At 71.0% G+C, this 13,576-nt stretch carries 11 protein-coding genes; 2 read left to right on the top strand and 9 right to left on the bottom strand.

Annotated features, from left to right (window positions below; all coding sequences use genetic code 11):
• Nucleotides 1–3: 3 nt before the first annotated feature.
• The gene (locus F4553_RS10380; protein WP_184834893.1) at nucleotides 4–696 is read right to left on the bottom strand and encodes a B3/B4 domain-containing protein; all 693 of its coding nucleotides are present in this window, start codon (nucleotides 694–696) and stop codon (nucleotides 4–6) included.
• 120 nt (nucleotides 697–816) lie between these two features.
• Here F4553_RS10380 and F4553_RS10385 point away from each other — a divergent pair, with 120 nt between their 5' ends.
• Entirely contained in the window at nucleotides 817–1,425 is a 609-nt protein-coding gene (locus F4553_RS10385) for a phosphoribosylanthranilate isomerase (RefSeq protein ID WP_184834894.1), read from the top strand.
• Here the strand turns inward: F4553_RS10385 and trpC are convergent.
• The 7 genes from trpC to pdxR all read right to left on the bottom strand — a co-directional run bounded on the left by trpC (nucleotide 1,408) and on the right by pdxR (nucleotide 9,996).
• Complete coding sequence (gene trpC / locus F4553_RS10390) at nucleotides 1,408–2,199, bottom strand: indole-3-glycerol phosphate synthase TrpC (protein WP_184834896.1); 792 nt, start codon at nucleotides 2,197–2,199, stop codon at nucleotides 1,408–1,410. The genes F4553_RS10385 and trpC overlap by 18 nt on opposite strands.
• Before the next feature lie 21 nt (nucleotides 2,200–2,220).
• Nucleotides 2,221–3,234 (bottom strand): anthranilate phosphoribosyltransferase, encoded by a 1,014-nt coding sequence (gene trpD / locus F4553_RS10395; protein WP_184834898.1) that lies wholly within the window; start codon nucleotides 3,232–3,234, stop codon nucleotides 2,221–2,223.
• On the bottom strand, nucleotides 3,227–5,320 hold the full coding sequence (locus F4553_RS10400; protein ID WP_312875152.1) for an oxidoreductase: 2,094 nt from the start codon (nucleotides 5,318–5,320) through the stop codon (nucleotides 3,227–3,229). Before F4553_RS10400 ends, trpD begins: the two co-directional genes overlap by 8 nt.
• Nucleotides 5,317–6,030 carry a YggS family pyridoxal phosphate-dependent enzyme gene (locus F4553_RS10405; RefSeq protein ID WP_184834901.1) on the bottom strand — a complete coding sequence of 238 codons (714 nt, stop codon included), beginning with the start codon at nucleotides 6,028–6,030 and terminating at the stop codon, nucleotides 5,317–5,319. The genes F4553_RS10400 and F4553_RS10405 overlap by 4 nt, the downstream gene beginning before the upstream one ends.
• A gap of 52 nt (nucleotides 6,031–6,082) precedes the next feature.
• A complete protein-coding gene (gene pdxH, locus F4553_RS10410; protein WP_184834903.1) occupies nucleotides 6,083–6,673 on the bottom strand; it encodes a pyridoxamine 5'-phosphate oxidase in 591 nt (196 codons plus the stop codon).
• The gene (locus tag F4553_RS10415) at nucleotides 6,670–7,953 is read right to left on the bottom strand and encodes a diaminopimelate decarboxylase (RefSeq protein WP_184834905.1); all 1,284 of its coding nucleotides are present in this window, start codon (nucleotides 7,951–7,953) and stop codon (nucleotides 6,670–6,672) included. Before F4553_RS10415 ends, pdxH begins: the two co-directional genes overlap by 4 nt.
• A 570-nt stretch (nucleotides 7,954–8,523) precedes the next feature.
• A complete protein-coding gene (gene pdxR, locus F4553_RS10420; RefSeq protein ID WP_184834907.1) occupies nucleotides 8,524–9,996 on the bottom strand; it encodes a MocR-like pyridoxine biosynthesis transcription factor PdxR in 1,473 nt (490 codons plus the stop codon).
• 29 nt (nucleotides 9,997–10,025) lie between these two features.
• Here pdxR and F4553_RS10425 point away from each other — a divergent pair, with 29 nt between their 5' ends.
• Nucleotides 10,026–10,637 carry a LysE family translocator gene (locus tag F4553_RS10425; protein WP_184834909.1) on the top strand — a complete coding sequence of 204 codons (612 nt, stop codon included), beginning with the start codon at nucleotides 10,026–10,028 and terminating at the stop codon, nucleotides 10,635–10,637.
• Between the two features lie 8 nt (nucleotides 10,638–10,645).
• Here the strand turns inward: F4553_RS10425 and F4553_RS10430 are convergent, their stop codons facing one another.
• The gene (locus tag F4553_RS10430; RefSeq protein ID WP_184834911.1) at nucleotides 10,646–13,447 is read right to left on the bottom strand and encodes an AfsR/SARP family transcriptional regulator; all 2,802 of its coding nucleotides are present in this window, start codon (nucleotides 13,445–13,447) and stop codon (nucleotides 10,646–10,648) included.
• Nucleotides 13,448–13,576 lie beyond the last annotated feature (129 nt).

Raw genomic sequence — 13,576 nt, forward strand, 5'->3', positions numbered from 1 at the left:
CGCTCAGAAGTCGAAACGCGGCGCGGACTGGCTCAGCACGGTGGTCTTCGGCACCACCGACCAGGCCGCGTTGAGCTCGTCGGCGACCGTGGCGATGAGCTGCTGGACGTCGGAGAAGGCCGACTCGTGCAGGGCCTCGGAGACGATCAGGGCGGACCTCGTCGTGCTCCGGATGGCGGACAGGCCGCTCTGCCGGTTGGTCCAGCGCCGGGCGTGTGCCTGGCCGGCCTCGTCGGCGAAGATCACCTCGCGGGGCTCCGGGTTCTCCACCTCGCCGGAGAAGGTCAGGTAGGTCTCCTCGCCGGTCGCGTACCGCACCTCGATGTGCCCCTTGATCGAGGAGGTGTCGAACACCGCGATCGGGATGGCGTACGCCAGCGAGATCGCGTTGCAGATGTCGATCAGCGGATGGATCGGCGGCAGCGACCCCTCCTTCTTGAACCGGCGCAGCAGCGACTCCGAGGCGCACCGGTACTGCGTGGGCTTCAGGCCCATCTTGGCGAACGTCCGGCGCCAGGCCTGGATCTCGGGCAGCTCGCTCTCCGAGGCGGTGGCGAGGCGGGACTGCGCGATCGCGTTGAACCTGGCGATCGGCTCGTCCGTGGCCGCCTCGGCGGTGATCCCCTCGACGTGCAGCACGCCGGGCACGAGCTCCGGGAAGTCGGTCCAGATCTCATTCGAATGCTGAAAATACATCGCACGACCCTGCTGTCCTAGGTGGAAATATGTCATGCCCGTCGATGTAGCGGCATGTAACCGGCGCGTTCCAAAAGGGTACCAACCACGCCATGACGACCCGGGTATTAGGGTCAGCGCATGTTCGTGAAGGTGTGTGGTGTCCGTACCGAGGGCGACGTCGCGACGGCGGTCGACGCCGGCGCCGACGCGATCGGATTCGTGCTGACCGACAGCGTCCGGCGGGTCGAGCCCGGCGAGGCACGGCTGCTGGCCGCCGCGGTCCCGCCGGAGGTGCTCACCGTGGGAGTCGTCAGTGGAATCCCGGCGGCCGAGGCCGCGCGGCTGGCACTGGCGGCCGGGGTGGCGGCCCTGCAGCTGCACGGCGACTACCCGCGCTCGGCGTTCGAGGAGCTGGCCGGGCTGCCCTTCCGGCTGATCCGGGCCACCACCCTCGGCGCCGACACGGATGTCCGTGTCGGCGCCTACGGCGAGGAGCTGCTCCTGCTCGACTCCCCGGTCGCGGGCTCCGGCGAGCGCTGGGACCTGTCCCTGCTCGGTGCGGCCCGGCCGCAGGGGCGGTGGCTGCTCGCCGGTGGCCTGCGGCCGGACAACGTCGCCGAGGCCGTCACCGCCGCCCGGCCGTGGGGAGTCGACGTCTCCAGCGGGGTCGAGTCGACCCGGGGAGTGAAGGACCACGGCCTGATCCGCCTTTTCGTCGCGACCGCCCGCTCAGCCGCCGAGCAGTGACCTGGTCGCCGCCTCGACGTCCGGCTGACGCATCAGGCTCTCGCCGACGAGGAAGGTCGAGATGCCCACCTCGCCGAGGCGCACCAGGTCCTTGGTCTCGGCGATGCCGCTCTCACCGACGATCACCCGCCCGGCCGGGACCCTCGGCGCCAGCGACTCGCTGGTGGCGAGCGTGGTCTCGAACGTCTTCAGGTTGCGGTTGTTGATGCCGATCAGCCGCGACCGCAGCCGCAGCGCCCGCTCCAGCTCCGCCTCGTCGTGGACCTCGATGATCACGTCCATGCCGTGGTCGAACGCCGTCTGCTCCAGGTCGGCGGCGGTCGCGTCGTCGATCGCGGCCAGGATGAGCAGCACGCAGTCGGCTCCCCAGGCCCTCGCCTCGACCACCTGGTAGGGGTCGAAGAGGAAGTCCTTGCGCAGCACCGGCAGCGAGCACGCCGCTCGCGCCGCCGCCAGGTCCGCGGGCCCGCCCTGGAAGGACGGCGTGTCGGTCAGCACCGACAGGCAGACCGCTCCGCCCTCCTCGTACGCCCGGGCGTGGGCCGCCGGGTCGTAGTCCGGGCGGATCAGCCCCTTCGACGGGCTGGCCTTCTTGATCTCGGCGATCAGCGCGTAGCCGCCCTGGTCGAGCCGGCGCTCGATCGCGGCGAGGAACCCGCGCGGGGGTGAGGCCGCCCGGGCGTCTTCGGCCAGCGAGGCCAGCGGGCGATCCCGCTTCGCCGCGGCGATCTCCTCCCGCTTGTACCCCTCGATCTTGCTGAGGATATCCGCCATCTCACTCTCCGTTTCGCGAGGTCACGCGTTCGACACGGTGATCAGTCTATGGAGCGCGTTCCTGGCCCCGCCGGACTCGATCGACTCGACGGCGATCTTGATGCCCTCGGAGAGATCACCGGCCCGGCCCGCGACCACGAGCGCCGCGGCGGCGTTGAAGGACGCGATGTCCCGGTAGGGACTGTGCACATTGTCCAGGACACCGAGCAGCGCGGCCGCGTTGTGCTGCGAGTCGCCGCCCCGCAGCGCAGCCGGGGCGACCCGGGGCAGGCCCACCTCCTCCGGGGTCACCTCGAACGTCCTGATCATGCCGTTGTCCAGCTCGGCGATGGTCGTCGGGCCGGTGGTGCTGATCTCGTCCAGCCCGTCGGCGCCGTGCACCACGTAGGCGCGCAGCGAGCCGAGGTTGCGCAGCACCTCGGCGATCGGCTCGACCCACTCCCGGGCGTAGACCCCGACCAGGTGCCGCCGGACCCCGGCCGGGTTGGTCAGCGGGCCGAGCAGGTTGAAGATGGTGCGCGTGCCGAGCTCCACCCGGGTCTTGGCGACGTGCATGGTCGCCGGGTGGTGGCCGGGGGCGAACATGAAGCCGATCCCGGCCTCGGCGACGCAGCGGCCCACCTGCTCGGGATCCAGATCGATCCGCACGCCGAGGGCGGTGAGCACGTCGGCCGCGCCGCACCGGGACGACAGGGCCCGGTTCCCCTGCTTGGCGACGGTCACGCCGGCACCGGCGACGATGAAGGCCGCGCAGGTGGAGATGTTGTAGGAGCCCGAGCCGTCACCCCCGGTCCCCAGGATGTCCATCGCGTCCGGCGGTGCCTGGACGCCGCGCATCTTGGCCCGCATCGCGACCACCGCGCCGGTGATCTCGTCGATCGTCTCGCCCCGGACGCGCATCGCCATCACCAGCGCGCCCATCTGCGAGGGGGTCGCCTGACCGGCCATGATGTGCTCGAAGGCGAGCGCCGCCTCCTCGCGGGTCAGCGCCGCGCCGGTCGCCACCTTGGCGATCATGGGCTTCAACTCATCCATGGGACGCTCCTTGCGGTAACGGCTGGTCCCAGTCGAGCTCGACGTTCTCGCGCCGGTACGGGGTCCAGTCGGTGAGATCGGTGTCCAGGGTGCGGGCGAACAGGTGTCCGCTGTAGACGGCGGCCGCGATGATCCCGGGTCCCAGGCAGTCGCCCACCCGGACGACCCGACGGATCCCGGCCTCGGTCAGCGCCGTCGCGCCATGGGCCTGGAGTTCGTGGTAGAGCTCGTCGCGCGGCACGGAGCCGGTGACGAGCACGATCGCGTCGGCGGCGACCTCCGTCTCGCGCCCGGTGTAGGCGCAGGCGAGGTGGGCCACTCCCGGATCCGTCCCGCGCAGCCCGGTGGAGGTGCGCACCGCCGCGCAGAGCTCGATGATTCGGCGCTGAATCCGGCGCTGCTCGGTGGTGAACTGGGTGAACGCCGAGACCAGGCTCTCCGGCGTGACGAAGGTGACCTCGCAGCCCTTCGCGACCAGCAGCTCGGTGATCACCCCGGCCATGTAGTAGTGGTCGTCGTCGAAGACCACGACCCGGCCGGACGGCAGCCGACCGGCCATGATGTCGTCGGGGGTGAAGACCGGGATCGAGTCCAGCCCGGGGATCGGCGCGCTGTGGTGGCGGCCGATGCCGTCGGATCGCCACCGGGCGCCGGTGGCGATCGCGACCAGCGACATCTCGGCCTGCAGGACGTCGTCGGCGGTGATCTCGTTGCCCGGCAGCAGCTGGACGTTGCGCATCCGTTTGAGCTGCCCGAGCCGCCAGTCGCGGACCCGCCCCCAGGTGGCGAGGCCAGGCAGCAGGCTCTCCCGCCGGACCCGGCCGCCCAGCTCGCGGTCCCGCTCGGCGAGCAGCACGCTGTAACCCCGCTGGCCGAGCGCTCGGGCCGCCTCCAGGCCGGCCGGACCGGCCCCGATGATGAAGATCGTGTCGTCGGTGTCCTTGGAAGGGATGAACTCCGGGTGCCAGCCCCGGCGCCACTCCTCGCCCATGGTCGGGTTCTGGGTGCAGCGCATCGGCACGCTGGCCTTGTCCCCGGCGACGCAGATGTTGCAGCCGATGCATTCGCGGATGTCGTCGAACCGGCCCTCCTCGATCTTGCGGGGCAGGAAGGGGTCGGCGATCGAGGGCCGGGCCGCGCCGATGAAGTCCAGCGTCCCGCCCTTGATCATGGCGACCATCGTGTCCGGCGAGGTGAACCGGCCGACTCCGACGACCGGCTTGGTGGTCGCGGACTTCACGAACTTGACGTACTGCTCCTGGTAGCCCTCCGCGCTGAACCGCGCCGTCTGGCCGTCGTTGTCGAAGTTGCTGATGTTCACGTCCCACAGGTCGGGCAGCTCCGCCAGCATCTCGACCACGTCGCGGCCCTCGTCCTCGGAGGTGATGCCGTTCGGGCCGATCAGCTCGTCGACGCCGAACCGCACCGCGACCGCGCAGGTGTCGCCGACCGCCTCCTTCGCGTCCTCGATCAGCTCCCGCAGCAGCCGGACCCGGTTCTCCAGGCTCCCGCCGTACTCGTCGGTGCGCTGGTTGTATCGCCGCGACAGGAAGTGCACCGGCAGGGTCATGTCGTGCCCGGCGTAGACGTAGACGATGTCGAACCCGGCCCGCCTGGCGTTGATCGCGGCCGTGCGGTGCCAGCGCCGGGCGGCCCGGATGTCGCTCTTGTCCATCGCCCGCGCCGTGATCGGCTGGATGCCCCTGGTGAGGGCGAGGCTCGGCGCGAGCGGGATCGCCCGGCTCTCCAGGTTGCCGGTCCGGAAGCCGTTGTGCGCGAGCTCGATCGCGGCGAGGCTGCCGTGCTCGTGGATGAGATCGGTGGCCCGGGCCAGGTAGGGCACGTCCTTGTCGTCCCAGAGCCGCAGCTCGCGGGGGTGGTTGCCGGAGTAGTGCACGTCGCACTGCTCGGTGCAGACCACCCCCCAGCCGCCCTCGGCCTTGATGCCCCGCATCGCCGCCATCGAGCTGGGGTAACCGCGCCCCATGCCGTTGCAGTGCGGCACCTGGAAGAACCGGTTTTTCGCGACGACGGGGCCGATCCGCAGCGGCTCGAAGAGGATGTCGTAGCCGGCCGGCCGGGTCACCCGGCGGCCTTGAGGGGTGGCCGGTAGCCGAAGATCCCGGTGCCGACACGGACGTGCGTGGCACCGTACTCCACCGCCCGCGCGAAGTCCGCGCTCATCCCCATCGACAGCAGGGCGAGCCCGTTGCGGGCGGCGATCTCGCCCAGCAGGGTGAAGTGCGGCTCCGGCTGCTCGTCCACCGGCGGGATGCACATCAGACCGGCGATCTCCAGCCCGTACGCCTCCCGGCACTCGGCGAGGAAGCCGTCGGCGTCGTCGGGCAGGATGCCGGCCTTCTGCGGCTCCGCCCCGGTGTTCACCTGGACGAACAGCTTCGGCCGGCGGCCCTGCTTCGCGCACTCCTTGGCCAGCGCCGCGGCGATGACGGGCCGGTCCACCGACTGGATGGCGTCGAACAGCTCGACCGCCTCGCGGACCTTGTTGGTCTGCAGCGGGCCGAGCAGGTGCAGTTCCAGATCAGGGCATCCCTCCCGGAGCGAGGGCCACTTCGCCCTCGCCTCCTGGACCCTGTTCTCGCCGAAGACCCGCTGCCCGGCCTTGAGGGCCAGCTCCAGGGTTTCGACCGGCACCGTCTTCGAGACCGCGACGAGCGTCACGGACTCGAGCTCGCGCCCGGCTCGGCCGCAGGCGTCGGCGACGGTGGCACGCACGGCCTCCAATCCCGCTGTCGAATCGGCCGGGCGCACGGCGAGGTCGGTGGTGGTCTCCATGTGACTCCTGTCTGCTGTGGACTCTGCTGTGAACGGAGGTGGTGCGACGTGCTCAGGGATGGAGGAGGCCTCGGCTCCAGTCGCCCTCGGGCTTGTCCCGCCGGTAGACCAGCCGGTCGTGCAGCCGGAACGGCATGTCCGTCCAGAACTCCAGGTAGACCGGCCTGATCCGGAAGCCGGTCCAGTGCACCGGGCGCGGCACCTCGCCCGATCCGAAGCGTGCGGTCTCGCGGGCCACCGCCGCCTCGAGCTCGGCCCGGTCGGCCAGCGGCCGGGACTGCTGGCTGGCCCAGGCACCGATCCGGCTGTCGCGGGCGCGGGAGGCGAAGTACGCGTCGGCCTCGGCGTCGGTGACCCCCTCGACCGGGCCCCGGAACCGCACCTGCCGCCGCACGCTCTTCCAGTGCAGCACGCCCGCCGCCCGCATGTTGTCGGCGAGCTCGCCGCCCTTCGCCGACCGGGTGTTGGTGTAGAAGACGAAGCCGTCGATGTCGAAGTCCTTGAGCAGCACCATCCGGACGTTCGGCAGGCCGTCGGCGTCGACCGTCGCCACCGCCATGGCGTTGGGGTCGTTGACCTCGGTCGTGCCGGCCGCCGCCAGCCACTCGCCGAACAGCGCGAAGGGCTCGGCCTCGGGGGTCACTTGCTCAGCTCCTTCTTCACCGCGAGCAGGTTGCGCCACTTGTCGAGGTCGTCCCCGCGCGACGTGATGAGGTGCGCCGATCCGTCGGTGTTCACCAGCACCTCGGCGGCGGGCGGCACGTTGAGGAACTCCATGTGCTGGGTGGCGCAGTAGGCCCCGACGTCGAGCACCAGCATGTAGCTCTCGGCGTCGACGCCGGTCGGAACCCAGTAGTGCCCCGGCAGGATGTAGTCGTGCCGCAGGATGGTCCGGCCGCGCACGGCGGCGTAGACGCCGTCGGTGGTGTTGCGCGCGCAGATCTCCCGCATCTCCGCGTCGAGGAAGGCGACGTTGTGCCGCCGGTCCCGCAGCTGGGCCGAGGGCATCAGCATCCGGGACCCGTCGGTCACCACCAGGCTGAACACCGGGTTGGTGATGACGTCGCGCTTGACACCCATCAGCAGTACGCCGGTGTCGGCGAGCACGTCGCGGGCCGGCTCGAAGAGGAAGGCCACGTGCTCGGGTACGCCCATCCGGTCGGCGATATCCCGGATGGTCAGGAAATACCGGCCCCAGTCGAAGTGCTTCTCCGTCTCGTCCCAGGACTCGTAGACGAAGCCGTGGCCGCCGGCGAAGTTGATGGAGCGCGAGGTCGGGAAGTGGGTGTTGAAGATCTCGAACATGGTCTCGATGATCTTGCTCATCTCATCGAGGGAGTTGCCGCTGCCGCAGTAGACCTCGAAGCACTCCAGGTCCCGGTCGTACTCCTTCAGCAGGTCGGACAGGCGGCCCAGCTCGCCGTACTTGATGCCGGGCTTGCCGGAGTCGAGGCTGTCGATCCGAGCACTGATCGACGGCGCGTTGGTACGCAGCGCGTGCTCCACCTCGCTCAGGCTGCCCAGGAAGGTCGGGTAGCCCGTCGCCGACCAGAAGTCGATCTCCTCGTCGGCGACGTGGCCGGGTGACACGATGAACTTGTCGAACCCGAACTGACGCAGGATCCGGTACTCGCCGGGCACCTGGAGCAGCAGGCCGACGCCCGCCTCCTGGAGCGGCTGCAGGACATGCGGGTTCGAGTTGGGGAAGAACGGGACGAAGAGCTCGACCCGGTCGGCGAGCCCGGCCGCCTCTGCCGCGGACGTGATCCGGCCGACGTTTCGCAGCAGCTGGTCCTCGCTGTAGACGAAGACCGGCGTGCCCACGCTGTCGGCGATCAGTTTAAGGTCAACGCGGCTGACCCACGACTGGGGCAACATGTTGCCGATCATCACCGGGGCCGCGGTGTCAGTGTCGCCATCCATCGAAATGCCTCCCTCTATATCGATCACGAACAAAACATCGATCACGGACAAAATCGATCACAGACATCGATTATTGTGGATTTATCAGGTCATGGGCATGCGGAATCAGCGCACGCCAAGGGCACAGTCGGGTGTGATGTGTGGTGGTCGCGGGCGACGATGGCCGCTGGGTCGCGATGCGGTGCGCGGTTGGGTTCGGGCGGCTACCAGCCGCACTCGGCGAGTCGATGGGACTGAGGGGTGTCGTCGATGTCGATGCCGACCGCCGCTTCGCCGGGATCGCGCGGGACCTTCGCGATCACATCCGGTCGTCGAAGAACGACATCGCCGTCAGGGCCGCCGCAGCCCGCCGATCCGGACTGATCGCGGACCTCCGGCGAGCTGACACTTCCCGCCGTGAGACGGGCACCGGCGTTCCAGCCTGCTGAGCGGCATAACAGTTCCCCCGTGAAATCCACACCGGATTAGTTGCATCGACAGAATTGCATACCCATATGCAAAGTACAAGGCGTCCTGAGCTGCTAGAAGCCTCCAGACCAGCAACGCCCTGTTCACGGCATTCAAAATTTGTTAACAAAATTCGCGCAGGACCGCACCGAGCGCGGCGACGCCGCCGAGGAGGTCGCCCGGCGTGTTCCCGGCGTAGCCGAGGACCAGGCCCGGCCGGCTCGGCAGCTGGCGGTGCCAGGAGAGCGGCTGCACCTTCACCCCCCGCCCGAACGCGGCGGCCGCGAGCTCCGTGTCGGAGAAGTCGGCGTCGAAGGTCACCATGAGGTGTAGGCCCGCCGCCGCTCCGTGCACGGTGGCGCCGGGCAGGTGGGTCCGGATCGCGTCGATCATGGCATCACGGCGCTGGACGTGGCGGCGGCGCAGGAAGCGCAGCTGGCGTTCCAGATCGCCGGTCGACATCAGCTCGGCGAGCACCAGCTGCGGCAGGGTGGCGTTGCCGAGGTCCGCGTTGCGCTTCGCCGCCACCAGCGCGTCGCGGTACCGGGCCGGGGCGAGCAGCCAGCCCAGGCGCAGGGCCGGCGCGAGCAGCTTGGAGACGCTGCCGGCATAGCAGACCTGCTCGGGCATCATCGACCACAGGGCGGGCACGGGGGCCCGGTCATAGCGGTGCTCGGCGTCGTAGTCGTCCTCGATGACGAGGCCGCCCCACCGGATCAGCTGGCGGCGGCGGTCGCCGTCGAGCACGACCCCGGTCGGGAACTGGTGCGCCGGGGTGAGCATCACCGCGCCGACGCCGGTGGCGCTCAGGGCGTCGACCCTCAGCCCGGCCCCGTCGACCGGGACCGGAGGCGTCTGCACCCGCCAGTTGCGCAGGTGCTGGCGGGCGCCGAGCGACCCGGGGTCCTCCACGGCGATCGCGGTGATCCCGTCCTGGCGCAGCACCTGCGTGACGAGCCCGAGTGCCTGGGACACACCGGCGACGATGACGACCTCGGCCGGATCCACCCGGATTCCCCGGAACCGGGCCAGCCAGGTCGCGACCGCGTGCCGCAGCGCCGGGGTGCCGCGCGGGTCGGCGTAGCCGAGGTCGGTCGGCGAGAGGCGGCCGAACACGGCCCGCTCCGCGCGGAGCCAGGCCGTCCGCGGGAACGCCGCGAGGTCCGGCATGCCCGGGGTGAGGTCGAAGGGCACCGGCGCCTCGCGCAGCGCGTCGAAGATGTCGTCGCGGGGCGTCGCGGCGAACAGCTCCGCCGCGGGCGGCAGGGTGGCGCGGGCATCCGAGACCACTGTGGACACCGGCGCGGCGACGATCACCGTGCCGGCCCGGCCCCGGCCCGCGGCGTGCCCGTCGTCGATCAACCGCTGGTAGGCCTCGGTCACGACGCCACGGGACACGCCCAGCTCGGCGGCGAGGATCCGGCTGGCGGGCAGCTGTCCGCCCAGTGGGATCCGACCGTCGGAGATGGCGAGCCGCAGGCGCTCGGCGAGCCAGTCGGAGAGGTGACCGGCGGGCGCGTCGGCGACATTCAGCTGGAGGAAGTCGGACCCCGCGGATATGGACCGGTCAGCTTGGCCCGATTTGGCGCTACTCATCGGTCCATTCTGACAGCAGGATGGCTCCCATGAGCATCGCGTTTCTATTGACCAGCCTCATCGTCGTTCTCACGCCCGGCACCGGCGTGATCTACACGCTGGCGGCCGGCCTGTCCCGCGGTGTCAAGGCGAGCATCGTGGCCGCGGTCGGCTGCACCCTGGGGATCGTGCCGCACATGGCGCTGACGATCACCGGTCTCGCGGCCCTGCTGAACGCGAGCTCGACGGCGTTCCAGATCGTGAAGTACCTCGGCGTCGCCTACCTGCTCTACATGGCGTGGGCCACCCTGCAGGACAAGGAGGCGATCGTCGTCGACGAGCAGACCGCTCCCCTGTCGTCGATGAAGGTGATCGGCACCGGCATCCTGCTCAACCTGCTCAACCCGAAGCTGACCATCTTCTTCGTGGCGTTCCTGCCGCAGTTCGTGAAGGCGGGCGAGCCCGACACGCTGCTGCGGATGCTGGAGCTGAGCGGAGTGTTCATGCTGCTCACGTTCATCGTCTTCGTGGCGTACGGCGCGTTCGCCGGTGTGGTCCGCTCGCACGTCATCTCCCGTCCCCGGGTGATGAACTGGATCCGCCGGATCTTCGCCGGCTCGTTCGTCGCCCTCGGCGCGGCCCTCGCCTTCGCGGGCGGCTGACCGCCGGGTCACTCCTCGGCGAGGAGCAGCTCGACCTCGACGGCGGCGGCCATGCCGAGCCGCCGGTAGATCGCGAGCGCCTCCCGCAGCGACTCCGCGCTCCGCTGCGCCTCGCCGAGGCTGCCGAAGGCGACACCGAGGTGGTGCAGGTCGAGGGCCTCCATGGAGTAGGCGCGCAGTTCCCGGTGGATCATGAGCGCCTCGGTGAGCGAGCGGGCCGCCTCGGCGTGGTCCCCGGCGGCCTGGCACGCCTGGCCGAGGTAGCTCAGCGCGGTCGCCTCGCCCCAGCGGTCGCCGATCTCCCGGCGGATCGCCAGCGCCTCCAGGAAGCGCTCGCGGGCGGACTCCAGGTCTCCGGCGTGCAGGTCCTCCTCGCCCAGGTTGCAGATGGTGATCGCCTCGCCCCAGCGGTCACCGACCTGGCGCCGGATCTCCAGCGAGGCGAGCAGATAGCGCCGCGCCTCGGCCAACTGGTGCTGGTCGCCGCAGACCGCGCCGAGCCCGTTGAGGGCCTGCGCCTCGCCGTGCCGGTCGCCGATCTCCCGGCTGAGCCGCAGCGCCTGCTGATGGCAGCGGGTCGCCTCGGCGAACTGCTCCCGCTCCCGATAAGCCGTGCCCAGGCTGCTCAGCATCGTGAACTCCGCCCGCCGGTCGGCGCAGCCCCGGGCGCAGGCGAGGCCGATCGTGTGGGTGCCGATCCAGTCGTCCCAGTGCTTCTCCAGGTGGAACAGGCCCCACAGCAGGTTGGCCAGGCGCCAGCCGATCTCGTATTCGCGGTGCTCCCAGGCGAGCCGGACCGCCGCGACCAGGTTGCCCCGCTCCACCTCGAACCAGGCCAGCGCTTCGTCGTGGTCGCCGAACGCCGGCACCTCACCCGCCGCCGCTTCACCCCACCCGGGGGTACGCCGGCGGTGCGGCGCCACCAGCGCATCGGCTGCCGAGGCGGCGTGGAGGTCGTAACCGAGCAGCCGCCGCACCGCGAGCCGCCGGTCGGTGTCGGTGTCGTTCGCCTCGGCCTGCTCCATGGCATAGGCGCTGAGCAGGTCGTGGAAGGCGTACCGGCCGGTGGCGTGCTCACTGACGAGGTGTGCCCGGGACAGGTCGGTGAGCAGCTGCCGGGCCTGCCCGGCCGGGATCCCGGCGAGGCTCGCCGCGGCGGGCACCGTGATGTCCGGGCCCCGGTGCAGTCCCAGCAGCCGGAACAGCGCGGCGGCCCGGGTCGGCAGCCGCTGGTAGGACCAGGAGAAGACCGATCGGACCTGGCTGAACTGGTCGCCGCCGTCGACCGCGTCGAGGCGGCGTTGGGCGTCGGCGAGCTCGGCGGAGAAGGTGGCGAGCGGGAAGGTGGGGTGCGCGGCGGCCCGGGCCGCGATGATCGCCAGGGCCAGCGGCAGCTGGGCGCAGCGGGAGACGAGCTCGCCCACGGCGCCCGGCTCGGCCGCGACCCTCGCCTCGCCGAGGTGCCCGGCGAGCAGGCGGCCCGCCTCGTCGGTGGTGAGCAGGTCCAGGGTGATCGGCTGCGCGCCCTCGACCGCGACGAGGCCGGTGAGCTGGTTGCGGCTGGTGACGACGACGAGGCAGCCGCTGCTGCCGGGGAGCAGGGGCCGGACCTGGTCGACGTGGCGGGCGTTGTCGAGCACGATCAGCATCCGGCGCTCGGCGAGCAGGCTGCGATAGAGGCTGGCCTGGGCGTCGAGGCCGAGCGGGATCTGGTCGGCGGGGATCGCGAAGGCGTCGAGGAATCCCCGGATCGCCTCGGCAGGAGTGACCGGCTCCCGGGTCGGGTCGAAGCCGCGCAGGTTGACGAAGAGCTGGCCGTCGGGGAATCCCGGGGCGGCCCGGTGCGCCCACCGCACGGCGAGCGCGGTCTTGCCGATGCCGCCGGTGCCGTGGACGACGGCGATCACCACCGCGTCGCGGCCGGTGGCGTCGACGAGGCGGTCGAGCGCGGCGAGGGGCTCGTCCCGGCCGACGAAGTGCCGCACCGGGGCCGGGAGCTGCCGCAGGGCGGTCGGTCCGGCCGTCGCCGCCGGGACGGTGACGGCGGCGGGCGGCGCGGCGGCGACCGGCACGGCATTGCGCAGGATGCTTGCGTGCAGCTCCTGCAGTTGCGGACCGGGGTCGAGCCCGAGCTCGTCGTCGAGGCGACGGCGCAGCAGGTCGTAGGCGTGCAGCGCCTCGCTCTGGCGGCCCGAGCCGTGCAGGGCGCGCATCAGCAGGCCGACCATGAACTCGCGCAGCGGATGCTCGGCGACGAGCTCGATCAGCTCGGAGACGACCTGATGGTGGCGGCCCTGGCGCAACTCGAGGTCGAGGCAGTCCTCCACGATGGTGAGCCGCTGCTCGTTGAGGCGGGCGCTGCCGGCCTCGATGGCGCGGCCGGTGAGACCCGCGAGCGCGGGCCCCTGCCACAGTGCGAGCGCGTCGCGCAGCTTCGCCGCCGCGTCGGCGATCCGCCCCGCCGCCTGCTGCTGCTGGGCGTCGGCGACACCGGCCTCGAAGACCTGGGCGTCGAGCTGCCCCGTGTCGAGGCGGATCCGGTAGCCGGCGGGCTCGGCGGCGATGACGTGCTTCCAGTTCCCGCCGCCGGGGAGCCGCTGGCGCAGGGCGGAGATGCAGTTCTGCAGCTGCCGGGGCGCGGTGGCGGGCGGAGCGGTGTCCCACACCGCGTCGATGAGGTAGTCGCGGCCGACGAGCTGGTTGGGCGTGAGCAGCAGGACCGCGAGGATCCGGCTCTGCCGCCGGTCGAGCGCGCATGGCTGCCCGTCCTGCCCCAGAACGTGCAGCGCACCAAGAATCCGGTATCTCACCGACCCTCCCACCGCGCGGCGCCAGGACGCATTTATGCTATTAGATTGGTCGATCTCTTGATAGTCACCCGGTGCGTGAAACGGCGATGAAGAAAGCCGTGCGTTTCCGATGAACAGCCCCGGCCATGC

Source organism: Allocatelliglobosispora scoriae (assembly GCF_014204945.1).
Taxonomy (GTDB): Bacteria; Actinomycetota; Actinomycetes; order Mycobacteriales; family Micromonosporaceae; genus Allocatelliglobosispora; species Allocatelliglobosispora scoriae.